At 70.6% G+C, this 22,450-nt stretch carries 22 protein-coding genes; 5 read left to right on the top strand and 17 right to left on the bottom strand.

Going from position 1 to position 22,450, the window contains the following annotated elements; all coding sequences use genetic code 11:
* Nucleotides 1-85: 85 nt before the first annotated feature.
* The 4 genes from BN1555_RS08570 to BN1555_RS08590 all read right to left on the bottom strand — a co-directional run bounded on the left by BN1555_RS08570 (nucleotide 86) and on the right by BN1555_RS08590 (nucleotide 6,528).
* A complete protein-coding gene (locus BN1555_RS08570) occupies nucleotides 86-1,504 on the bottom strand; it encodes a sugar porter family MFS transporter (protein ID WP_093798815.1) in 1,419 nt (472 codons plus the stop codon).
* Nucleotides 1,505-1,711: 207 nt separating this feature from the next.
* Entirely contained in the window at nucleotides 1,712-5,461 is a 3,750-nt protein-coding gene (locus BN1555_RS08575) for an AAA family ATPase (RefSeq protein WP_093798816.1), read from the bottom strand.
* Between the two features lie 201 nt (nucleotides 5,462-5,662).
* Nucleotides 5,663-5,878 carry a hypothetical protein gene (locus tag BN1555_RS08580; RefSeq protein WP_093798817.1) on the bottom strand — a complete coding sequence of 72 codons (216 nt, stop codon included), beginning with the start codon at nucleotides 5,876-5,878 and terminating at the stop codon, nucleotides 5,663-5,665.
* 368 nt (nucleotides 5,879-6,246) lie between these two features.
* Nucleotides 6,247-6,528, bottom strand: coding sequence for an acylphosphatase (locus tag BN1555_RS08590; protein WP_093798819.1), 282 nt, complete (start codon nucleotides 6,526-6,528; stop codon nucleotides 6,247-6,249).
* Between the two features lie 145 nt (nucleotides 6,529-6,673).
* Here BN1555_RS08590 and BN1555_RS08595 point away from each other — a divergent pair, with 145 nt between their 5' ends.
* Entirely contained in the window at nucleotides 6,674-7,645 is a 972-nt protein-coding gene (locus BN1555_RS08595; protein WP_093798820.1) for a CAP domain-containing protein, read from the top strand.
* Between the two features lie 93 nt (nucleotides 7,646-7,738).
* Here BN1555_RS08595 and BN1555_RS08600 read toward each other — a convergent pair whose 3' ends face one another.
* Nucleotides 7,739-8,341, bottom strand: a complete 603-nt coding sequence (locus BN1555_RS08600; RefSeq protein ID WP_093798821.1) for a flavodoxin family protein — start codon at nucleotides 8,339-8,341, stop codon at nucleotides 7,739-7,741.
* A 113-nt stretch (nucleotides 8,342-8,454) separates the two neighbouring features.
* On the opposite strand from BN1555_RS08600, the gene BN1555_RS08605 reads away from it, so the two are divergent.
* Complete coding sequence (locus BN1555_RS08605) at nucleotides 8,455-8,904, top strand: winged helix-turn-helix transcriptional regulator (protein ID WP_093798822.1); 450 nt, start codon at nucleotides 8,455-8,457, stop codon at nucleotides 8,902-8,904.
* On the opposite strand, the gene mutM is transcribed toward BN1555_RS08605, so the two are convergent.
* From mutM to BN1555_RS08650, 9 genes are all read right to left on the bottom strand, one after another.
* Nucleotides 8,871-9,737, bottom strand: a complete 867-nt coding sequence (gene mutM / locus BN1555_RS08610; RefSeq protein ID WP_093798823.1) for a bifunctional DNA-formamidopyrimidine glycosylase/DNA-(apurinic or apyrimidinic site) lyase — start codon at nucleotides 9,735-9,737, stop codon at nucleotides 8,871-8,873. The two genes, BN1555_RS08605 and mutM, sit on opposite strands and share 34 nt — an antisense overlap.
* A 69-nt stretch (nucleotides 9,738-9,806) precedes the next feature.
* Nucleotides 9,807-10,646 carry a ribonuclease III gene (gene rnc, locus BN1555_RS08615; protein ID WP_176709995.1) on the bottom strand — a complete coding sequence of 280 codons (840 nt, stop codon included), beginning with the start codon at nucleotides 10,644-10,646 and terminating at the stop codon, nucleotides 9,807-9,809.
* Nucleotides 10,647-10,653: 7 nt separating this feature from the next.
* A complete protein-coding gene (gene rpmF / locus BN1555_RS08620) occupies nucleotides 10,654-10,827 on the bottom strand; it encodes a 50S ribosomal protein L32 (protein ID WP_003965982.1) in 174 nt (57 codons plus the stop codon).
* A gap of 2 nt (nucleotides 10,828-10,829) precedes the next feature.
* Nucleotides 10,830-11,510 carry a YceD family protein gene (locus tag BN1555_RS08625; RefSeq protein WP_093798825.1) on the bottom strand — a complete coding sequence of 227 codons (681 nt, stop codon included), beginning with the start codon at nucleotides 11,508-11,510 and terminating at the stop codon, nucleotides 10,830-10,832.
* 108 nt (nucleotides 11,511-11,618) lie between these two features.
* Nucleotides 11,619-12,671: a F0F1 ATP synthase subunit B gene (locus BN1555_RS08630; protein ID WP_093798826.1), complete on the bottom strand. Its 1,053-nt coding sequence runs from the start codon at nucleotides 12,669-12,671 to the stop codon at nucleotides 11,619-11,621.
* Nucleotides 12,672-12,768: 97 nt separating this feature from the next.
* Nucleotides 12,769-13,248: a pantetheine-phosphate adenylyltransferase gene (coaD, locus tag BN1555_RS08635; RefSeq protein ID WP_255305942.1), complete on the bottom strand. Its 480-nt coding sequence runs from the start codon at nucleotides 13,246-13,248 to the stop codon at nucleotides 12,769-12,771.
* A 26-nt stretch (nucleotides 13,249-13,274) separates the two neighbouring features.
* On the bottom strand, nucleotides 13,275-13,859 hold the full coding sequence (gene rsmD / locus BN1555_RS08640) for a 16S rRNA (guanine(966)-N(2))-methyltransferase RsmD (RefSeq protein ID WP_093798828.1): 585 nt from the start codon (nucleotides 13,857-13,859) through the stop codon (nucleotides 13,275-13,277).
* A 69-nt stretch (nucleotides 13,860-13,928) separates the two neighbouring features.
* Complete coding sequence (gene recG, locus BN1555_RS08645) at nucleotides 13,929-16,145, bottom strand: ATP-dependent DNA helicase RecG (protein WP_093798829.1); 2,217 nt, start codon at nucleotides 16,143-16,145, stop codon at nucleotides 13,929-13,931.
* A 79-nt stretch (nucleotides 16,146-16,224) separates the two neighbouring features.
* Nucleotides 16,225-17,922 carry a DAK2 domain-containing protein gene (locus BN1555_RS08650; protein WP_176710258.1) on the bottom strand — a complete coding sequence of 566 codons (1,698 nt, stop codon included), beginning with the start codon at nucleotides 17,920-17,922 and terminating at the stop codon, nucleotides 16,225-16,227.
* Between the two features lie 205 nt (nucleotides 17,923-18,127).
* Here BN1555_RS08650 and rpmB point away from each other — a divergent pair, with 205 nt between their 5' ends.
* The gene (rpmB, locus tag BN1555_RS08655) at nucleotides 18,128-18,313 is read left to right on the top strand and encodes a 50S ribosomal protein L28 (RefSeq protein ID WP_093798831.1); all 186 of its coding nucleotides are present in this window, start codon (nucleotides 18,128-18,130) and stop codon (nucleotides 18,311-18,313) included.
* A gap of 124 nt (nucleotides 18,314-18,437) precedes the next feature.
* Here the strand turns inward: rpmB and thiD are convergent, their stop codons facing one another.
* Both thiD and BN1555_RS08665 read right to left on the bottom strand, forming a co-directional pair.
* A complete protein-coding gene (gene thiD, locus BN1555_RS08660; protein ID WP_176709996.1) occupies nucleotides 18,438-19,238 on the bottom strand; it encodes a bifunctional hydroxymethylpyrimidine kinase/phosphomethylpyrimidine kinase in 801 nt (266 codons plus the stop codon).
* 24 nt (nucleotides 19,239-19,262) lie between these two features.
* The gene (locus BN1555_RS08665) at nucleotides 19,263-20,249 is read right to left on the bottom strand and encodes a thiamine-phosphate kinase (protein WP_093798832.1); all 987 of its coding nucleotides are present in this window, start codon (nucleotides 20,247-20,249) and stop codon (nucleotides 19,263-19,265) included.
* A gap of 203 nt (nucleotides 20,250-20,452) precedes the next feature.
* Here BN1555_RS08665 and BN1555_RS08670 point away from each other — a divergent pair, with 203 nt between their 5' ends.
* Together BN1555_RS08670 and BN1555_RS08675 are read left to right on the top strand one after the other, a co-directional pair.
* Nucleotides 20,453-20,686 (top strand): Lrp/AsnC family transcriptional regulator, encoded by a 234-nt coding sequence (locus BN1555_RS08670; protein ID WP_093798833.1) that lies wholly within the window; start codon nucleotides 20,453-20,455, stop codon nucleotides 20,684-20,686.
* A 20-nt stretch (nucleotides 20,687-20,706) separates the two neighbouring features.
* Nucleotides 20,707-21,177: a DUF3515 domain-containing protein gene (locus BN1555_RS08675; protein WP_093798834.1), complete on the top strand. Its 471-nt coding sequence runs from the start codon at nucleotides 20,707-20,709 to the stop codon at nucleotides 21,175-21,177.
* A 22-nt stretch (nucleotides 21,178-21,199) separates the two neighbouring features.
* On the opposite strand, the gene BN1555_RS08680 is transcribed toward BN1555_RS08675, so the two are convergent.
* Entirely contained in the window at nucleotides 21,200-22,357 is a 1,158-nt protein-coding gene (locus BN1555_RS08680) for a D-alanine--D-alanine ligase family protein (protein WP_093798835.1), read from the bottom strand.
* Nucleotides 22,358-22,450: the final 93 nt, after the last annotated feature.

Genomic DNA, 22,450 nt, shown 5'->3' on the forward strand with positions numbered 1-22,450 from the left:
CGACGCGACCACGACACGACACGGCTGCCCCGGCTCAGAAGCTGAGCCGGGGCAGTTCCGTGGTCGAGGAGACGGGCAGCGGGGATTAACCCATCTCCTCCAACGCCTTGCCCTTGGTCTCCTTCACGAACTTGAGCACGAAGGGGATCGAGAGCACGGCGAAGACTGTGTAGATCACGTACGTTCCCGAGAGGTTCCACTCGGAGAGGCTCGGGAAGCTCGCGGTGATCGCCCAGTTGGCGATCCACTGCGCGGAGGCGGCGACACCGAGCGCGGCGGCGCGGAGCCGGTTCGGGAACATCTCGCCCAGGAAGACCCAGACCACGACGCCCCACGAGAGGGCGAAGAAGAGCACGAAGACGTGGGCCGCGATCAGCGCGACGATGCCCTCGGTGTGCGGCAGCTTGCCGTCGACCAGGTTCGCGGAGAAGGCCCAGGCCTCGAAGGCCAGGGCGAGCGCCATGCCGGTCGAGCCGATGAGCGCGAGCGGCCTGCGGCCGATCCGGTCGACGAAGATCATGGCGATCACGGTGCCGACGATGTTGATGATCGACGTCGTGAACGAGTAGAAGAACGAGTCGCTCGGGTTGATGCCGACCGACTGCCACAGCGTCGCGGAGTAGTAGAACGCGACGTTGATGCCGACGAGCTGCTGGAAGACCGAGAGGCCGATACCGACCCAGACGATGGGCAGGAAGCCGAAGCGGCTGCCGAGCAGGTCCTTGAACGTGGACTTGTGCTCGCTGCGCATCGCGTGCTCGATCTCGGAGACGCGCAGGTCGAGGTCGACGTTCTTGCCCTCGACGTCGGCCAGGATCTCCTTGGCCTTGCCGACCTTGCCCACGGAGATCAGGAAGCGCGGCGACTCGGGGATGGCGAAGGAGAGCAGACCGTAGAGCACGGCCGGGACCACCATGACGCCGAGCATGACCTGCCAGGCTTCGATGCCGAGCAGCTTGCCGCGCTGGTCGCCGTCGGCGAGGTTGAGGATGCCCCAGTTGACGAGCTGGGAGACGGCGATGCCGATGACGATGGCGGCCTGCTGGAAGGCGCCGAGGCGGCCCCGGTACGCCGGCGGGGCGACCTCTGCGATGTAGGCGGGGCCGATGACCGAGGCCATGCCGATGGCGATGCCGCCGAGGACCCGCCAGAAGGCGAGGTCCCACAGGGCGAAGGGAAGCGCGGAGCCGACGGCGCTGATCGTGAACAGCGCGGCCGCGATCTGCATGACGCGGATACGGCCGATGCGGTCGGCTATGCGGCCCGCGGTGGCGGCGCCGATGGCGCAGCCGATCAGAGCGATGGCGATGACCTGCGCGAGGGTCGCGGACCCCACGTCGTACTTGCCTCGGATGCCTTCGACCGCGCCGTTGATGACGGAGCTGTCGTATCCGAAGAGGAAACCGCCCATCGCGGCCGCGGCCGTGATGAAAATGACGTGGCCGAGGTGATCCGGGTGGGCTTCGCGGGCTCCGGACGCCGGTGGTTGCGCAGTGCTGGTCACATTAACTCCTGGTGCCTGGCCGCGTTGCCTGGCGTGGGGGGCAAGCACTCCAAGTGGGGCACAACATCGAGTGGCCCACCACTTGAAGGTAAAAACGACGTTGCCGAGACTATGCCTTCAAGTTTCGAAGTCAAGAGGAAGAGCTAGTGAATTTCGTGACCACGACGTGGTGGCCTGTGTTCAAGTTTTGAAGACTAATGAGGGCTGTCAGCGAAGACGCTGGCTAATGACCTTGGAGACGCCGTCCCCCTGCATGGAGACGCCGTACAGCGCGTCGGCCACTTCCATCGTCCGCTTCTGATGAGTGATCACGATCAGCTGGGAACTCTCCCGGAGCTCTTCCATGATCCCGATCAGCCGCTGGAGATTGGTGTCGTCGAGCGCGGCCTCGACCTCGTCCAGCACATAGAACGGACTCGGTCTGGCCTTGAAGATCGACACCAGGATGGCCACCGCGGTCAGCGACCGCTCTCCGCCGGAGAGCAGCGAGAGCCGCTTCACCTTCTTGCCCGGCGGCCTGGCCTCGACCTCGACCCCCGTGGTGAGCATGTTGTCGGGATCCGTCAGGATCAGCCGGCCCTCGCCGCCCGGGAAGAGCCGCGCGAAGACCCCCTCGAACTCCCTCGCGGTGTCCCGGAACGCCTCGCTGAAGACCTGCTCGACGCGCTCGTCGACCTCTTTGATCACCCGCATCAGATCGGTGCGCGTCTTCTTCAGGTCTTCAAGCTGTTCGGAGAGGAACTTGTGACGCTCCTCCAGCGCCGCGAACTCCTCCAGGGCGAGCGGATTCACCTTTCCGAGCTGCTGGTACGCCCGTTCGGCCGCCTTGAGGCGCTTCTCCTGCTCCGCGCGCACGAACGGCCGCGGCTGGTTGCGGCGGTCCTCCGGGTCCTCCGGCACCTCCCCGCCCTCGGCCGGCGGTGACGGCGGCACGGGCCGGTCGGGCCCGTACTCCGCCACCAGTGCCACCGGTTCCACGCCCAGTTCCTCCAGCGCCCTGGCCTCCAGCTGCTCGATGCGCAGCCGCTTCTCCGCGCCGAGTACCTCACCGCGGTGAACCGAATCAGTCAGTTTGTCGAGCTCGCCCTTCAGGTCCCGGCCGCGGTCGCGCTCCGCCACGAGTTCGCGCTCGCGCTCCGCCTTGGCCGCTTCGGCCGCGCCGCGCTCCTCACCGGCCCGTACGAGCGAGACCTCGACGTGGGCCAGCAGCTGACGCGCTCCCGACGCGACGGCCCCCGCCACCTGTGCCTCGTGCCGCAGCCGCGCGCGCCGCTGCTCGGCGCGCGCCCGCTCCTCGCGCTCGGCGCGCGCCCCCCGGTCGAGTGCGTCCGCCCGTCCGGCGAGGCCCTTCACCCGCTCCTCGTGCGTACGGACCTGGAGCCTGGCCTCCATCTCCGTCCGGCGGGCCTCGGCCCCGTCGGCGGCCAGCCGGTCCCGTACGGAAGTGTCCGGCCCGTCCTCCCCCTCGTCGCCGAAGGGAGAGGACTCCTCGGCCACCAGCAGCCGTTCCGCCAGCTCCTGCGCCTCCTCGGTGGCGCGCTCCAGCGCGTCGCGGGCCCCGGCGGCGGCAGCGGCCGACCGCTCGGCCTCGTCCGCCGCGCCGCGTGCCTGCCCGGCGAGCCGCCCGAGCCGCTGCGCGACCCCGGACTTCTCCCGGTCGGCGGCCCGGCGCCGCTCCGTCAGCTCCTCCACGAGCGCGGCAGCCGCGTCCCGCCGCTCCCCTGCGCGGTGCTGCGCCCCGGCCAGCTCCTCGCACCGCACGGCCAGCTCCGCCAGCTCGGCGGCGGCCTCGTCGACGGATGCCTGCACCTCCAGCAGACTCGGCGCCCCGGCCGACCCGCCCTGCGCGAAGTACGCCCCGAGGACATCGCCCTCGGCGGTCACAGCGATCAGCCCGGGGTGTTCGGCGACCAGATCCTCGGCGTCCTCCAGCGTCCCGACGACGACCATGTCCCGTACGAGCCGCCGCACGGCGGGCATCAGCTCCGCGGGCCCCCGCACGAGGTCGGCGACGGCCCGCGTCCGCCCGGCCGCACGACGGGGCGCGACCGCCACCGCACCTTCCGCGGCCGGTGCGCCGGGGGCGTCTTCGGGACGGCCCGGCCGGGGGCCGTGGTCCGCCCGCGCGGACGCGTCTCCCTGCCCGGGTACGTCCCCGGGGCCGTCGTCCGTCCCGGCCCGGGCGGGCGCCATGGCCTGGGCGGGGACACCTGCGCCCGGCTGCGGTGAGGTACTGCCCGGCAGGAGGACCACCCGGCCCGCGTCCTGCTTGCGCAGGAGCCGGATCGCGTCGGCGGCCGTGGCCGGGTCGGTCACCGCGATCGCGTCCGCGGCGGCGCCGAGCGCCGCCGCGACGGGGATCCCGAAGCCCGGGGCCACCGTGAGGAGCTCCGCCGCCGGGCCCAGCAGACCGGCCGGCCGGGGCCGCGCTCCGAGCAGCGCGCCCGTGCCGTCCTTGCGCCGCAGCCCCAGGGCGAGCGCGTCGTGCCGGGCGGATGCCGCGGCCCGCCGGCGCTCGCTGGAGGTGGCCGCCTCCCGGGCGGTTGTGAGCGCGGCCTCCGCCCCGGCGAGCTCCCGCCGGGCCGCTTCGTACTGCTCCGTCAGGTCGGCGTCGCCCGCGTCCAGCTGCTCCACCTCGGCCCTGAGCTGTTCGTACTCCTCCTGCGCGGCGGCGGCCCGCTGCTGGGCGCCCTCGTGCGCGGCGGCCAGGCGGTCGATCTCGGCCTGGGCCGAACCGGCCCGGCTGCGGGCCGCGTCGACCTGGCCGCTCAGCCGGGCGAGGCCCTCGCGCCGGTCGGCGATGGCACGGGCGGCGTCCTTGAGCCTGCGCTCCTCGGCGGCCAACTCCTGTTCGAGTCCGGCCCGGTGCTCGACCGTTTCGTCCAGCGCCCGCTGCGCCGCCTCCAGCGCGGCTTCCAGCTCCGCCTCCTGCTCGCGGATCCTGGCGGCCTCGCGCTCCATGCTTTCGGGATCCCTGAATCCCCGGCCGCGCCGTTCCTCCTCCGGAGCGGCCGTAGCGCTCTTCACCCGGGCTTCGGCGAGCGAGACCGTGCCACGCACCCGCTCGGCCAGCTGCGACAGTTCGTACCAGCTCTGCTGCGCCCGCTGCAGTCGCGGCGCGAGGCGGCGCACCTCCTCCTCCAGCTCGGCCTCGCGCGCCAGCGCGGCCTCCAGCTGTGCCTGGGCCACATCCTTGCGCTCCTTGAGCGCCGCCTCGTCGGCGAGCTCCGTGCGCAGTGCGTCGCGCAGCTTCACCAGGTCGTCGGCGAGCAGCCGCAGCCGGGAGTCGCGCAGGTCCGCCTGGATGACGGCGGCCCGCCGCGCCACCGCGGCCTGCCGCCCCAGCGGCTTGAGCTGCCGCCGCAGCTCATCGGTCAGATCCTGTATGCGCGAGAGATTCGCCTGCATCGCGTCCAGCTTGCGCAGCGCCTTCTCTTTCCGCTTGCGGTGCTTGAGAACACCCGCGGCCTCCTCGATGAAAGCCCTGCGCCCCATCGGATCGGCATGCAGTACGGAGTCGAGCCGGCCCTGCCCGACGATCACATGCATCTCCCGCCCGATACCGGAGTCGGAGAGCAACTCCTGGATATCGAGCAGTCGGCACGTATCGCCATTGATCTGATATTCGCTGCCGCCGTTGCGGAACATGATCCGCGTAATGGTCACTTCGGCGTAGTCGATGGGCAGCGCGCCGTCGGAGTTGTCGATGGTCAGCGAGACCTCGGCACGGCCGAGCGGCAGCCGCCCGGTCGTCCCGGCGAAGATGACGTCCTCCATCTTGCCGCCGCGTAGCGACTTCGCTCCCTGCTCCCCCATCACCCAGGACAACGCGTCCACCACGTTGGACTTGCCCGAACCATTGGGTCCCACGACGCAGGTGATGCCTGGTTCGAACCGAAGTGTTGTGGCCGATGCGAAGGATTTGAAACCGCGGAGAGTCATGGCCTTGAGATGCACCGCCGCACTCTACCTTTCACCGGCGGTTTCACTCATGAACGCGCAGGGCACATCAGACGGTAAGGGGAGGCCCGGCGCCGGACGGCGGAAAGAAAGAAGGGACGCCGAAGCGTCCCTTGCAATGTCTTGCTGGATAGATCTTGAGCAGATCTCAAGCGGCTGATACGGACAGCCTGACGGGTTCTTCTTCCACGAACCCGATCAGGTGAGCGCAGGCTCCGCCTGGGGTACGTCGATGTCGATGCTGTCGAGCAGCGAATCTCCGCGGTGGTGAGCGGCGGCGCTCAGCTCGTCGTTCTCGGACTGAATCCGGTTGAGCTCGGACTCAAGATCCTGAACGCGCTGCTGAAGCCGTCGCATCTCGGCGAGGAGTCGCGGGTCGGAGCCGCCGACGTAACCGAGAAGCGCCTTTGCCATGATGGATGGGCCTCCACACTGAGTGACCGACCGAAGCGGTGGTGGGTCGTGAGGGAATCGCACCCGCGGTGCTTGTCATCTCTGTTGTTCTCAATGCCAAACAGCTAAGGTGCGCGGGGCTTCCAGAGTCTCACCAAAAAGTTTGACGGTCAACACGATCACGCCCCGTATCGACGGGCGACCCGGGGGCGCGGCCGCGAATGCGCGGCGTCGCCTCTGCTGCGGGGCCCTGAGGGCGTGGAGATCGTCCTTACCTCGGCAGCTTTCCACGGCAAGCGTTTCTTGGCAACCACCAGGCCGTTTCTGCTCCAGGCCCCTGACATGGGCATCTCCGGAATGCGCCGGCGAGCCCGTACGCCGGGATCCGGTCAGCGGACCGCGAAGCCCGTATAGCCGCCACGCGGTGTGCCCCAGATCTCAGTCACTCCGTCAACGCGCCCGGGAGTGTCGGCGGAGCGCAGCCACTCCAGCAGACGGTGGCAATTCTCACGCGGCCCCTCGGCGACCACCTGCACCCGGCCGTCGTCCAGATTGAGGGCGAAGCCGGTGAGCCTTCCGATTTCCAGAGCATTTTCCCTGGTGAACCAGCGGAAGCCCACTCCCTGCACTCGACCGCGCACCCAAGCGGTGAGCCGTACGTCTTCGTTCATGACTGCACGCTAACCGGCCAATAGCTCAGGAGGCACTTCACCCCCACCCGTCATGGCGTACAGTCCCGACGAAATAAGCCTCACTCTTTCGGGTGAATCGCATTGACGTGGACCACGTCGAGCAAGCATGAGGAAGGCACAGCAGATGGGACGCCATCGTCGCTCCGCCGCCGGACCCGTCGCAGCAGAGCACGCGGACGACCCGGCAGGCCGGCACCAGGCCGGCGCGCGCCGCCGGAGGAAGCGGGCCGCTCCCGTACGCACCGGGCTGCTCGGCGTCTCCGCCGCCGTGGCCCTGGGCGCCGTGGCGGTCACCTCCGGGGTGCTGCCCGGTGGGGACAGCTACTCCATCAGCGGTGACAGTGCGGGCGACCGGGTACGCACCGAGGGTCCGGCCGGGCTCGAGTCGCAGGGCGGCAGCACGGGAGAACCCACGGACACGGTGACGACGCCCGCTCCCGGCGGCGACGGGCGTGCGCACGCGCCGTCGAAGTCCCCCTCTCCGAAGCCCACCCAGCCCACGAAAACCGTGAAGCCCTCCACCAAGCCGCCGGCCAAGCCGTCCGCGAAGCCTTCCGAACGGCAGACGGCCACGGACAGCCGCACCGACGCCGGCAAGCCCGCCGGGTCGGGGAAGAGCCCGAAGCCCGAGCGCAGCACTCCCGCCCCCGCGGTGAAGGCCCCGGAGAACGGGAAGGGCGACGGGAACGGCAACACCACCGGCTCCGGCTCCGGCTCCGAAGCCACCGCCGAGGCCACCGTCCTGGCCCTGGTGAACCAGGAACGGGCGAAGGCCGGCTGCTCCCCGGTCCGGGCCGACGCCTCGCTGGCCCTGCTCGCCGAGGACTTCAGCCAGGACATGGCCGCCCGCGGCTTCTTCGACCACACCGACCCGGACGGGGCGACCCCCTGGGACCGCGCCGAGAAGGCGGGCATCGACGGCCTGGGCGGCGAGAACATCGCGCGTGGCCAGACCGACGCCGAGTCGGTGATGGACTCCTGGATGAACAGCGAAGGCCACCGGGCGAACATACTCAACTGCAACTTCAAGACGCTGGGCGTCGGCGTTCACATGGGCCCCGGCGGCCCCTGGTGGACTCAGAACTTCGGCTTCTGATCCCGCTTCGTACCCGGTACGCACACAGCACGAAGGCCCCCGCCCATGGTGACGGGGGCCTTCGCTTTCGTGTATCGGTGCAGACGTGGGAGGTCAGACAGTGACGGCTTCCCGGCCCGACGTGAAGACCTTGGCGGTTTGCGCGACACGGCGCCCGAGGTGCTCGGCGGTGGCGATGTCCGCCTTGTGTACGCCCTCCGGACCCTCGTCGGAATTGGTCTGGGCGCCGGCGCCGGAGAAGAAGCCGAGGCGGTTGAGGTCGTTCTCGGAACCCTCGGTGGAGTTCCAGCCGGGCTTGAGACCGAGATTCACCCAGTGCATGGCGTGCTGGGCGGCGAGCGTCTGGAAGAACTGGAGCGTGTGCAGCTTGTCGCCGCTCTTCGAGCCGGAATTGGTGAAGCCCGCGGCGAGCTTGTCCTGCCAGGCCCCGGTGAACCAGCGCTTGGAGGTCTCCTCGGCGAACCGGTGGAAGGCGCCGGAGGCGGTCCCCATGTAGGTGGGGGAGCCGAAGACGATCGCGTCGGAGGCGTCGAGCAGTTCCCACTGGTCGTCGGTGATCCCGTCGACGTTGATCAGGTGGACGGCGGCGCCGGCGTCGGCGGCACCGTCCCGGACGGCCTCGGCGACGACGGCCGTGTGGCCGTAGCCGGAGTGGTAGGCAATCGAGACGACGGGCGGAACAGCGGGGGTGGTCACGGTGACGGTCTCCTCGTCGGGGCTTCTACTCAACGGCTGACACCAGAAGGAAAGCACTGACTTTCAGTTAGCGCAACCTAAAAGTTAGCGCCATCTCGAAGTATGCCGGCGTCGTGGACAGCGCAGCGCAGCAGACCTGCGGCGACTTCGCGTTCGACGTGTTCTCCCGCCTCTGCCCGTCGCGCGGCACGCTGGAGGACGTGACGGGACGCTGGGGCAGCCTGACCGTCGGCGCCCTGCGGGAGGGCGGCACTCTGCGCTTCAACGAGCTGCGCCGCCGGATCGACGGGGTGAGCGAGAAGATGCTGTCCCAGACGCTGCACGCGCTGGAGCGCGACGGCCTCGTCAGCAGGCAGGCGCAGCCAACCAACCCGCCGCGCGTGGACTACGAGCTGACGCCGCTGGGGCAGGAGATCGGAGAACGGCTGCTCGCCCTCATCGAGCTGGTGGAGGGGCGCATGCCGGAGGTACTGACGGCGCGGTCGCGTTACGACGAGACGTGCGGCGGCCGAGGGGCGCGCGCAGCGCTCTACCGAGGGCGGCGGGAGACGGGCGGGCGCTGACAGCGCGGGCAGAAGTAGCTGGAGCGGTTCATCCAGGGACGCCGGCGCATCGCCGTACCGCAGCGACGGCAGGGCTCGTCCTCACGCCCGTAGGCGTCCAGGGACCGCTCGAAGTAGCCCGACTCGCCGTTCACATTGACGTAGAGGCTGTCGAAGCTGGTGCCGCCGACGGCGAGCGCGGCGTTCATGACGTCCCGGGCGTGACCGAGGAGCTCGGTCACGCGGGGGCGCGTGAGGGTCGCGGTGGGGCGCTCGTAGTGCAGCCGCGCGCGCCACAGCGCCTCGTCCGCGTAGATGTTGCCGACGCCGCTGATCAGCGACTGGTCGAGCAGGGCGCGCTTGACGGTCGTACGGCGCAGGCGCAGTGCCGCGTAGAACGCGTCGTCGTCGAAGAGCGGGTCCAGGGGGTCGCGCGCGATGTGCGCGATGACGTCGGGAAGGCCGTCCGGGGAATCGTCGTGCAGCGAGAGCCCGCCGAAGGTGCGCTGGTCGACGAAGCGCAGCTCCGTACCGAGCACGTCGTCGAAGCGGACGCGGATGCGCAGGTGCTTCTCGTCGGGGGCGGACTCGGGCTGCACGAGCAGCTGGCCGCTCATCCCGAGGTGGCCGAGGACGGAGGCGTCGGTGTCTTCGAGCGGCAGCCACAGGTACTTGCCGCGGCGGCGGGCGGCCCCGATGCGGTGCCCCTTGAGGCGTACGGCGAAATCCTCACCGCCCGCGAGGTGGCGGCGTACGGACCGGGGGTGCAGCACCTGCACTTCGGAGACGGTACGGCCGGTGACCCAGCGCTCCAGCCCACGCCGGACGACTTCGACTTCGGGCAGCTCAGGCACGGATGCAGCATACCGCTGTGCCCCCTGCCGGAATCCGGCAGGGGGCACAGCGGGCAGTGCTTGCGTGACTCAGGCAGTGGCCGGAGCCGACGGCGTGGTCGCGTCGTCGGCCGTGGCCGTCACGGGCGTCGGCTCGGCAGTGGCCGCGACCCCCGCCTCGCGCTCGTCCGCAGCCGCGCGTATGGCGCGCCACGCGGACTCCGCCGCCTGCTGTTCCGCTTCCTTCTTGCTGCGGCCGGTGCCGGTGCCGTACGAGACACCACCGACGCGGGCAGCAGCAGTGAAGGTCTTCTCGTGGTCGGGTCCGGTCTCCGAGACGAGGTACTCGGGTACGCCGAGGCCCTCGCTCGCGGTGAGTTCCTGGAGACTGGTCTTCCAGTCCAGGCCCGCACCGAGGCTCGAAGACTTCTCGATCAGCGGATCGAAGAGCCGGTGCACCAGTTCCGATGCGGCTTCGAGACCCTGGTCGAGGTAGACCGCACCGATCACCGCTTCGAGGGTGTCGGCCAGGATGGATGCCTTGTCCCTGCCGCCCGTGCCCTCTTCGCCCCGGCCGAGCCGGATGAAGGAGCCGAGTTCGAGGCCGCGGCCCACCTCCGCGAGTGCACGAGAATTGACCACCGCGGCCCGCAGTTTGGCCAGCTGGCCTTCCGGCAGATCGGGGTGGGTCCGGTACAGCGTGTCCGTGACCACCAGACCGAGCACGGAGTCCCCGAGGAACTCCAGACGCTCGTTGGTGGGCAGGCCGCCGTTCTCGTACGCGTACGAACGATGGGTCAGCGCACGCACCAGAAGGGCGGACTCGAGCTGATACCCGAGCCGCCCTTCCAGAAGCGTGTGGGACGAGGCCGTGTTCTCCGCCGGCTTCTTGGCGTTGTCCGCCTTGGCGTCAGACATCGTGCCTCTCACCAGCCGCTCAGACCTCGAGGACCTGGCGCTTGTTGTACGTGCCGCAGCTCGGGCACGCGATGTGCTGCAGCTTCGGCTCCTGGCAACGCTCACACGAAACCAGGGTGGGGACCGCAGCCTTCCACTGCGACCGGCGGTGGCGCGTGTTGCTGCGCGACATCTTCCGCTTCGGAACAGCCACGGCTACTTCTCCTGCTTCTCGTCGACGCCCGACTCGGCGGCGTCGCCAGTGTTGTCCTTCTCGCCGTCCTGGATGGTCCCGGCGAGTCCTTGCAGTGCCGCCCAACGGATGTCGACGGCGTCATGGTTGTGATCGGGGTCCTCTTCCAGCCTGATCCCGCACTGCGGGCACAGGCCGGGGCAGTCCTCCCGACACACCGGCTGCATCGGCAGTGCAAGCACCACCGCATCACGCAGCACGGACTCGAGGTCGAACAGACCGTCCTCGAGGTAGAGCGTGTCCTCGTCGTCCTCGTCGTCGTCGGCCGGTTCCGCTTTGGCGCGGCCCCGGTCATCGGCGGCAGGGTACGAGAACATCTCCTGGAAGTCCGCTGCAACGTCGAGCTCCAGCGGCTCCAGACACCTTACGCACTCCCCCTTGGCCGTCGCACGGGCGGTGCCTGTGACAAGCACCCCTTCCATGACGGATTCGAGGCGGAGCCTGAGATCCACCGGTGCGCCCTCGGGCACTCCGATGACCCCGTCGAGACCGAGGTCCTTGGGGGCGCCCACCGAGCGGGTCAGCCGCTGGAGCGCACCGGGACGCCGGCCCAGCTCGTGCGTGTCGAACACGAGGGGGTTGCGGTGGTCGAGGTGGGCGTTCAGGGGTCTTCCTGCTTTCGGTTCGCTGTGGGAGGCCACCATGTCGCTGTCGCGGAAGCGAAGCGGGCAGCAGTGATCGCGGGCATACGCGCGACCGAAGAGCCAGGATACTTGACGCTTCGCTCAGGGCCCAATCCGGACCCCGGCGCCCTACCGCCCCTGTTCGTACTGCCGCAGCTGATCGAGGTCGATCATGCTGGTGTCGAAGAGGCTGGTCTCGTCGAGCGCGGCCTGTTGCTGCTGGGGCTGACCGGTCGTCTCCGGCTGCCCGCCGTAGCCCTGGTCGTAGCCCTGCTGCGGGTAGCCGTAGGGGTCCGGCTGCTGGTACGCGTACGGATCGTGCTGCTGCTCGGCGTACGGGTCCTGCGGCTGCTGGTACGTGTAGGGGTCCTGCGGCTGCTGCTGCTGCTGCTGCTGCTGCTGGTACGCATACGGGTCGTACGGCTGCTGCGCGGGGATCTGCGGCGCGTGCACGGCCTGCTGCGGCTCGGCCAGGTCGGCGAGGAAGTCCGCGTCGCTGCTGTGCTGCTGTCCCGCCTCGTCCTGGGCCACCATGTGGGCGCCGAGCTCGTCCGAAGCCACCCGTCCGTGGAGTTTCTGCCGGCCGCGGCCGACCGCGTCGAGGGTCTTGGAGAGCACGGCCTCGAAGGCACCGAGCTTGGTGTCGACGTACTCGTCCGCGCGCTGCCTCAGCGTCTCCGGGTCGTGGCTGCGCTCCGGGGCCTCCTCGTCGGCGTAACCGTGGTCGTCCAGACCGGGGCCCCTGCCGAGCAGCTTCTCGCGGCCGCGGTCGACGGAGCCGAGGGTCTTGGTGAGGACGACTTCGAAGTTGGCGAGCTTGGAGTCGACGTACTCGTCGGCCTCGGCGCGGATCTCCTCCGCCTCGCGGCGGGCCTCGCCGAGGATGCGGTCGGCCTCTTCCTGGGAACGCCGGGCGATCTCGGTGTCGGAGATCAGCGAACCGCGCTGGGCGTGCGCCGACTCGATGATCCGCTCGGCCTCCTGGCGGGCCCGCTCGGCCAGCTGCTCGCGGTCGCCGATCAGCTCCTGGGCCTGCGCGAGGGAGCCGGGGAGGGCTTGGCGCACCTCTTCGAGCATCGACAGGAGATCGGCGCGGTTCACCACGCACGAGGCCGACATGGGCATGGACCGGGCGCTGCCGACCGCCTCGACGATCTCGTCGAGCTTCTTCTGCACGTCCACCGTGTGCTCGCCACCTGTTCTTCCGGCTGGAGACGGACGGGACGACTGTACGGGCAGACGGCCCCCGTCCGACACCTGGTGACGTTCCGTCAGATCGTCACTTCCGGGCGAGACGCTCGGTGAGCGCGCCGAGGACCCTCGGGGGGACCAGGTGGGAGACGTCGCCGCCCCAGGCCGCGACCTCCTTGACCAGGCTGGAGGAGAGGAAGCTGTAGGTGGGGTTGGTGGGGACGAACAGGGTCTCGACGCCCGAGAGGCCGTTGTTCATCTGGGCCATCTGCAGCTCGTAGTCGAAGTCGCTGACCGCGCGCAGGCCCTTCACGATGGCCGGGATGTCGCGCTCCTTGCAGAAGTCGACGAGGAGGCCGTGGAAGGACTCGACCTCGACGTTGCCGAACTCGGCGGTGATCTCACGGATCAGGCCGATCCGTTCCTCGATCGTGAACAGTCCCTGCTTCGACTGGTTGATCATCACCGCGACGTGTACGACGTCGTACAGCTTGGAGGCGCGGGCAATGATGTCGAGATGTCCATTGGTGATCGGGTCGAATGACCCGGGACAGACTGCGCGGCGCATCTGAAGTCCCTCGCTCTCCGGTCCGGTCATCGTGCGTCTTCGCACCTGGCGGCGGCGCGACCGTACCAAAGCGTCCCCTCGCCGTAGCGACGGGCCCGCAGTGGCTCGAACCCCTTGGGCCACTTGAATTCGCCGCCTCTTGTGCTGCGCTCCACGGTGGCGACGGCATCGTCCGTGAGCCAGCCCTGGGCGCGGAGTGTGAGGAGGATCTCGCGAAGATCGTCGTCGGTGACGGCGTACGGCGGGTCGAGGAACACCACGTCGTACGGCGTTTCGGGGGCCGGGCCCGTGACGATCTGCTCCGCCTTGCCCGCCCTGACCTCGGCGCCGGGCAGGCCGAGCGTACGGACGTTGTCCCGGACGGTGCGGGCGGCCCTGCTGTCGGCCTCGACGAGCAGGGCGTGCACGGCGCCGCGGGACAGCGCCTCCAGGCCCACGGCGCCCGAGCCCGCGTACAGGTCGGCGATCCTGGTGCCTTCGAGCGTGCCGAGCAGCGACTCCCAGGTGGAGAAGAGGCCCTCGCGCGCGCGGTCGGATGTGGGGCGGGTGCCGTTGCCCGGCGGGACGGCCAGGCGGCGTCCGCCGGCCGTGCCGGCGATCACGCGGGTCATGGGTGTCGGGTCCTAGGGTCGTGTGCGGTGGATGGGTCATGAGCGGAGGTGATACCGCTCCACTCATTGTCAGCCCTTGTCGAGATACTGCTCCCTCTCCTTGTCGAGAAGGGCGTCGAGGGCGGTGCGCAGCTCGGGGAACCGTTCGAGCTCGGGGTCGTCGGCGACGACCCCGACGGCCTCCTCGCGGGCCGCCACGATGACCTCCTCGTCCTCGATGACGGCGAGCATCCGCAGGGACGATCTGACACCGGACTGGGCCTGGCCGAGTACGTCGCCCTCGCGGCGCTGTTCGAGATCGATGCGGGACAGCTCGAAGCCGTCGAGGGTGGCGGCCACCGCGGAGAGGCGGGCGCGGGCCGGGCTCGCCTCGTGCGCCTCGCTGACCAGCAGGCACAGCCCGGGGGCCGCGCCGCGCCCCACCCGGCCGCGCAGCTGGTGCAGCTGCGACACGCCGAACCGGTCCGCGTCCATGATCACCATCGCGGTGGCGTTGGGGACGTTCACGCCGACCTCGATGACGGTGGTGGCGACCAGGACGTCCGTCTCGCCCGCGGAGAAGCGGCGCATCACGGCGTCCTTGTCGTCGGGCTGCATCCGTCCGTGCAGGACTTCGACGCGCAGGCCCTTGAGCGGCCCGGCGGCGATCTGCTCGGCGATCTCCAGGACCGCGAGCGGCAGCCGCTTCTCGGGGTCCTCCTCGGCCTGCTTCTGCTTGGCGGCCCTGGCGGCCTTCGGGTCGTCGTCGCCGTCGCCGATGCGGGGGCAGACGACGTACGCCTGGTGTCCGTTCTCCACTTCCTCGCGCACGCGCTCCCACGCGCGGGCGAGGAAGTGCGGCTTGTCCTTGGCGGGGACGACGTGGGTGGCGATGGGCGAGCGGCCGGCCGGAAGCTGGTCGAGGACCGAGGTCTCCAGATCCCCGAAGACGGTCATCGCGACCGTGCGCGGGATCGGGGTCGCCGTCATCACCAGCAGGTGCGGGGGCTGCTTGCCCTTGGAGCGCAGGGCGTCGCGCTGCTCGACGCCGAAGCGGTGCTGCTCGTCGACGACGACCAGGCCGAGGTCGTGGAACTGCACCTTGTCCTCGATCAGCGCGTGCGTACCGATGACGATGCCCGCCTCGCCCGTCACCAGGTCGAGAAGGGCCTGGCGGCGGGCGGGCACGCCCATGGAGCCGGTGAGCAGTACGACCTTGGTGCCCTGCTCCGCGCCGCCTAGCATGCCGCCCTCGGCCAGCTCGCCCATCATCTCGGTGATCGACCGGTGGTGCTGCTGGGCGAGCACCTCGGTGGGCGCGAGCATCGCGGCCTGGCCGCCCGCGTCGACGACGGCGAGCATGGCGCGCAGCGCGACCATGGTCTTGCCGCTGCCGACCTCGCCCTGGAGGAGGCGGTGCATGGGGTGGTCGGTGGCCAGGTCGTCGAAGATCTCCTCGGAGACCTTCTGCTGGCCGTCGGTGAGGGTGAAGGGCAGCTTGGCGTCGAACGCGTCGAGCAGGCCGCCGGGGGCGGGCCTGCGGGCGACGGCCGGGAGCTGGGTGTCGGCGAACCGGCGCCGGGCGAGCGCCACCTGGAGGACGAACGCCTCGTCCCACTTGAGGCGGTCCCGCGCCTCGGCGATGTCCGCCTTCGTGCGCGGGCGGTGGACCTTGCGGAACGCGTCGGGCAGGTCGGTGAGACCGCGGCCCCGGCGCAGGGCGGGCGGCAGGGGGTCGGCGACCTCCTGCCAGTCGGTGGCCTCCATCGAGGCGAGGACCACGTCGACCGTCTTGGCGATCTTCCAGCTCTCCATCTGGGAGCAGGCCGGGTAGAGCGGGATCAGCTGGTTCGCCCAGGCCTCGACGGCATCGGCGCCGCTGTCCTTGCCGAGCATTTCGTACGCCGGGTGGGAGAGCTGGCGGATGTTGCGGAACATGCCGACCTTGCCGGAGAACATGCCGCGGCGGCCCGGCAGCAGTTCCTTCTGGTGGTGGTAGATCGACTTGCCGAAGAAGACCAGCTGGAGCCGTCCGCTGCCGTCGGTGAGGGTCACCTCCAAGCGCTGGCCCTTGCCGTTGTTGAACCGCAGGACCCGGGCGTCGGCGACCTGGGCGACCACGGTGGCGTGCTCGTCGAGCGGGATGTCGGCGAGCTGGGTCAGCTCACCGCGCTCGGCGTACCGCCGGGGGTAGTGGTGCAGCAGGTCACCGACCGTGTGCAGGTCGAGGTGCTCGGCCATCACCTTCGCGGTGGTGCCGCCGAGCGTCTTCTTGAGTGGTTCGTCGAGCGCGGGCACGGGATCCATTGCACACCACGCCACTGACAACGGGCCACGCTCCCCCGCAGGAGGCGCCGCTCCCGGGGCCGAGCGGGCGGGAAAAGCGCTACTCGACGCCGATCAGGAGGGGGGACGACTGGCGGCCGCCGTCGTACGTCACCGTGTCCACCGCCAGGTGGGACTCCCGGACGTGCGCCTCCAGGTACTCCGCCAGTCCCTCCGGCGCCGCCTCCCCCAGGACCAGGGTGACCATTTCGCCGCCCGCCGCCAGCATCCGGTCCAGGACCGTGCGGGCCGCCGCCGTCAGGTCGGAGCCGATCACGACCACGTCGCCGTCGATCAGACCGAGCACGTCACCGGCCTGGCAGATGCCGGCCATCGTCCAGGACTGGCGTTCGGCGACGGTCAGTTCGCCGTAGCGGGTGGCGCCGGCCGCCGACGTCATCGCGACGACGTCCTCGTCGAAGCGGCGCTCCGGTTCGTGGACGGCGAGGGCCGCGATGCCCTGGACCGCCGCGCGGGTCGGGATGAGGGCGACCCGTATCCCTTCGGCACGGACCTGTTCCGCCGCCGCGGCCGCGGTGTGCCGCAGGTCGGCGTCGTTGGGCAGCAGGACGACCTCGCGCGCGTGGGCGCGCCGGACCGCCTCCGCCAGTTCCCCGCTCGCGGGCGGCTCCCCCGGGCGCGCGAGCACCGTGGTCGCGCCGGCCTCCGCGCACAGTCCCGCGAGTCCTTCGCCGGGGACGACCGCGACGACCGCGCGCTGGACGCGTTCCCGGGGCGGCGCGATCCGGTCGGCGGCGAAGTGCGTGATGCGGATCCGGTACGGCCGGCCGGCCTCGACGCCCGCCTCCACCGCGGCGCCCGCGTCGTCGACGTGCACGTGCACGTTCCACAGGCCGTCGCCGCCGACGACGACGAGCGAGTCCCCGAGTCCGTCGAGCCGGGTCCGCAGCCGGGCCACCGCCGCGTCGTCCGCCTCCAGGAGGTAGATCACCTCGAAGGCGGGGCCGCCCTCCGGCACCGCGTCCGCCCGCTCCACGTCCGCCGGGCAGCCGTCGGCGGCGGGCAGCGGCGCGGGCGCTTCCCGTTTGCGTACGGCGACGGCCTCGCCCGAGACCGCTTCGACCAGGGCGCCGAGCACGGCCACCAGACCCCGCCCGCCCGCGTCGACGACGCCCGCGCGGCCGAGCACGGCCAGCTGGTGGGGGGTCGCGTCGAGTGCGGTGCGCGCCCCTTCGTACGCCGCGCGCGCCACCTCGGCGGGGGTGGTGCCCGTGCTCCCGGCGGCCTCGGCGGCGGCGGTGGCGACGGTGAGGACCGTGCCTTCGACGGGGTGCGCGACCGCCTGGTACGCCGATTCGGCGGCCCTGCGCAGTGCGCGGCGCAGACCGTCGGCGTCGGCGGTGCCGTCGGACAGCACCTGTGCCATGCCGCGCAGCAGCTGCGCCAGGATGGTTCCGGAGTTGCCGCGGGCGCCGATGAGGGCGCCGTGCGCCATCGCCCGTACCGCGTCCGCGAGAGCGGGGCCCGAGGCCTGCGCGGCTGCGGTGCCGGTGACGGTCTCGTGCGCGGTGAAGACCGCTTCGACGGCCTGGGTAGCGGATTCCACGGTCAGGTAGAGGTTGGTGCCGGTGTCCCCGTCCGCGACCGGGTAGACGTTGATCGCGTCGATCTCCTCGCGGGCCCTGCCCAGCGCCTCCAGGGCCAGCGAGCACCAGGTGCGTACCGCGACGGCGTCGAGGGTCTGCGGCACCTGGCGTCCTCCTTGAGAGCGGGTTGCACCGCAGGGTAGTCGCGCGATGCGCCGCGCAGGAGGCGGGGGCGGAGCCGGGGGACCGGACGGGGGGCCCGGGAGCCATGGTAGTTTCGTTGTACGGGAGCAGCCGATGTATGCTGCTCCGGTTGCCCGATGAAAATCGGGACTTTCCCCCGGCTACGCCACTCGATTCTTCGATCCCGGCATGCCGGGATCCCTGTAAGTGCATCTGAAGTCTTTGGAGTGACCCGTGGCTGCCAACTGCGACGTCTGCGGCAAGGGGCCGGGCTTCGGCAACAACATTTCGCACTCGCACCGCCGTACGTCCCGTCGCTGGAACCCCAACATCCAGCGCGTGCGTGCAGTGGTCGGTCGGACGCCGAAGCGGCTCAACGCCTGTACCTCGTGCATCAAGGCCGGCAAGGTCTCGCGCTGACGTAACGCCAAGCGCGGCCACCTGCTGGTTGCTTAAGAACCGGCTCACCCTCGCGGTGGGCCGGTTCTTTTTTGTGCCCGGACGCGCCCCGGCGCCCCGCTGGCCTGCCGGAGGCGCCGAAGGGCTACTCCTGGCTGTTCCTGAGTCGCCAGCCGTGGTCGACCGGCCCGATCCCCGCACCGAGCGCGAACCCGGCGGCGATGGCCTCGGTCACGTATTCCTTGGCGGCGGCCACGGCCTGCGGCACGTCGAGCCCCTTCGCCAGGCCCGAGGCGATCGCGGAGGCCAGCGTGCAGCCCGTCCCGTGGGTGTGCCGGTTGTCGTGCCGGGGAGCGCGGAGCCAGTGCTCCTCGGCGCCGTCCGTCAGGAGGTCCACCGCGTCGCCCGGCAGGTGTCCGCCCTTGACCAGCACCCAGCGGGGCCCGAATTCGAGCAGCGCTCCGGCCGCCCGCCGCAGACCGGCCTCGGACTCGACGCGTACGCCGGTGAGCTGGGCCACCTCGTCGAGGTTCGGGGTGGCGACGGTCGCCGTGGGCAGGAGCTTCGTCCGCACGGATTCGAGGGCCGAGGCGGCGAGCAGCGGGTCGCCGTGCTTGGAGACGCCCACCGGGTCGACGACCACCGGGGCCTCGGTTCCGGCCAGCAGTTCGGCGACCGTCCCGACGAGTTCGGCCGAGGACAGCATCCCGGTCTTCACGGCCTGTACGCCGATGTCGTCGACGACGCTGCGGTACTGGGCCCGTACGGCCTCCACCGGCAGGTCCCAGACGCCTTGCACGCCCAGGGAGTTCTGCGCCGTCACCGCGGTGAGCACGCTCATGCCGTGCACACCGAGGGCCAGCATCGTCTTGAGGTCGGCCTGGATGCCCGCACCGCCGCCGGAGTCGGATCCGGCGACGGTGAGGACGCAAGGAAGTATTCGCATACCTGTGAATCTAGTACGCCCCGGCTACGGGGCGGTCTCGATGTCGCCGAAGTGATCGTCCCCGAAGTGGTCCCAGCCGCCCTTGCTCGTCCAGGGCGCCCCGTCGACCGTCACCTGCGGCAGCGCCGACGGGTTGAGGACCTCGCCGATCACCTTCCAGCGGGCGGGCAGCTTCGTGTCCGGCGGGAACGTCGCCACGATGGCGTGGTCCTCTCCCCCGGTCAGCACCCACTGGAGCGGGTCCACACCCACCGCCTGCCCGATGTCCGACATCTGGCTCGGGATGTCGATGAGCCCGGACCGCAGGTCGATGCGGACCTTGCTGGCCTGCGCGATGTGCCCGAGGTCGGCGACGAGCCCGTCACTGACGTCGGTCATGGCGGTGGCTCCGAGCCCGGCCGCCGCGGGGCCGGCGTGGTACGGCGGCTCGGGGCGCCGGTGCGCCTCGACGAAGGCGCGCGGCGAGCGGAAACCGCGCGAGAGGACCGCGAGTCCGGCCGCCGACCAGCCCAACCAGCCGGTGACGGCGACGACATCGCCGGGCTGGGCGCCGGACCGGGTCACTGGTTCGTGGTTGCGCAGATCGCCGAGCGCGGTGATCGCCACGGTGATGGTCTCGCCGCGTACGACGTCGCCGCCGACGACGGCCGCGCCCGCGACCTGGCATTCGTCCCTGATGCCGTCCATGAGTTCGGTCGGCCAGCTGACCGGGAGCTCGGCGGGGACGACCAGGCCGAGGAGCAGCGCGGTCGGAACCGCGCCCATGGCGGCGATGTCGGCGAGGTTCTGGGCCGCGGCCTTGCGGCCCACGTCGTACGCCGTCGACCAGTCGCGCCGGAAGTGGCGTCCCTCGAGCAGGATGTCCGTACTCGCCACGACCCGCCGGTCGGGTGCGGCCACGACGGCGGCGTCGTCGCCGGGCCCCAGCCGTACCGCCGGGGTGGTGGTGAGCCGGGAGGTGAGCTTGTCGATGAGCCCGAACTCCCCCAGTTCACCCACAGTGCCCTTCATGGATGTGCCCCTTCTGCCCCAGTGCGCTTGCGGTCGCGAGCCATCACTGCTGTAGGTACCGTCAACACATACGTCAACTTCTGATCTTCGTACGCCACGCGCCGGACGACGACGGCCGCGAAGGTCTCCCCGCTGCCCGCGACGACGCGATACGGTGGCGTCTCTTTCCCCCACATGATCCTCGTGGCCGCCCTGGAGGTTCCGTGGTACAGGCGTACATCCTCATTCAGACCGAGGTGGGCAAGGCGTCGACCGTCGCCGACCTCATCGGCAAGATTCCGGGAGTGATCCAGGCAGAGGACGTGACCGGACCCTACGACGTGATCGTGCGCGCGCAGGCCGACACCGTGGACGAACTCGGCCGCATGGTGGTCGCCAAGATCCAGCAAGTGGACGGCATCACCCGCACGCTGACCTGCCCGGTCGTGCACCTCTAGCCCCCGTCTACCCTTGGCCGGTGACCACTTCCCGCCGGCTGCTGTCGCTGTCGTCCGCCGCCCTGCTGCTTGCCGCATCCGGCTGCTCCTTCACGGACGGTGCCGTGGCGGTCCCGGTTCCCGCCCCGTCCTCGCAAGAGGTCGAGGTGTGCCGGGCGCTGCACCGTGAGCTGCCCGAGACCGTCGACGGGCAGGAGCGGCGCACCGCCGACCCGGAGTCGGACCTCACCGCCGTATGGGGGGATCCGGCGATCGTACTGCGCTGCGGCGTCCCCCGGCCGGAGAAGATGAGCGATCCGCAGGCGCAGGGGGTGGAGGCGGACGGCGTCAACTGGATGCTGGAACGGCAGGAGGACGGCGGCCCGCGGTTCACCACCACGTACCGCGAGGCGTACGTCGAAGTCACGTTCCCCGCGAAGTACGCCTACGACGTCACGCCGTTGGCGGCCTTCGCGGGGCCGGTGGAGAAGACGGTGCCGGACAGCCTCTAGCGCTGCCGCCCGGCCCCCGCCGTCAGCGCAGTCCCGTCGGGCGGCGCAGGGCGGCCTGGATCAGCCGGTCGACGAGCTCCGGGTAGGACACCCCGGTCTCCTGCCACATCCGCGGGTACATGGAGATCGGCGTGAAGCCCGGCATCGTGTTGATCTCGTTGATGACGAACTCGCCGCTGTCGAGCAGGAAGAAGTCGGCCCGTACGAGACCTTCGCAGGACGCGGCGTCGAACGCCTCGACCGCGAGCCGCCGCACCTCGGCGGTCTGCTCCTCGGTCAGCGGCGCGGGCACCAGACCGGCCGCCGAGTCGATGTACTTCGCCTCGAAGTCGTAGAAGTCGTGGGCCGTGACGGGCGGGATCTCGGCGGGCACGCTCGCACGCGGCCCGTCCTCGAACTCCAGCACACCGCACTCAATCTCGCGGCCGCGCAGCAGCGACTCGACGAGGATCTTGGGGTCGTGGCGCTGCGCCTCCTCGATCGCCGCGTCGAGGCCGGACAGGTCGTCCACCTTGGTGATGCCCATCGAGGAGCCGCCGCGGGCGGGCTTCACGAAGAGCGGCCAGCCGTGCTCGCCGGCGAAGTCGACGATCTTCCTGCGGGCGGCGGAAGGATCGTTTTCCCACTCCCGGGGGCGGATGACCTCGTACGGGCCGACCGGCAGCCCGAAGGAGAGGAACACCCGCTTCATGTACTCCTTGTCCTGGCCGACGGCCGAGGCGAGCACACCGGAGCCGACGTAGGGGACACCGGAGAGCTCCAGGAGGCCTTGGAGGGTGCCGTCCTCGCCGTACGGGCCGTGCAGCATGGGGAAGACCACGTCGACCTCGCCCAGCGCCTTGGGCACCGAGCCCGGCTCGCTGTAGACGACTTCGCGGCTGCTCGGATCGACCGAGAGCACCACGCCGCCCTCGGTCGACTCGGCGAGGTTCTCGACGCTCGGCAGCGTCCGGTCGGCGATGGCCATCCGGTCGGGCTCGTCGGCGGTCAGCGCCCAGCGGCCGTCCGTCGTGATGCCGATCGGCAGTACGTCGTACTTCTCCCGGTCGATGGACCGCAGTACGGCGCCGGCCGTGACGACCGAGATGGCGTGCTCGGAGCTGCGACCGCCGAAGACGACGGCCACCCGCGGCTTGCGGGACTCCTGCGCAGGGCTCTGGGGGAGGTTCTCGCTGCTCATATCGGGTTGAGACTACCGTGCACATCCGGTGCCGGGGAGTGCGGGCGCGGGCGCGGCGTGCTGCCCGGCTCCCCGGGGCCGGTGACCGCAGGC

The sequence above is a fragment of the Streptomyces sp. Wb2n-11 genome, from assembly GCF_001049855.1.
GTDB lineage: Bacteria > Actinomycetota > Actinomycetes > Streptomycetales > Streptomycetaceae > Streptomyces > Streptomyces altiplanensis.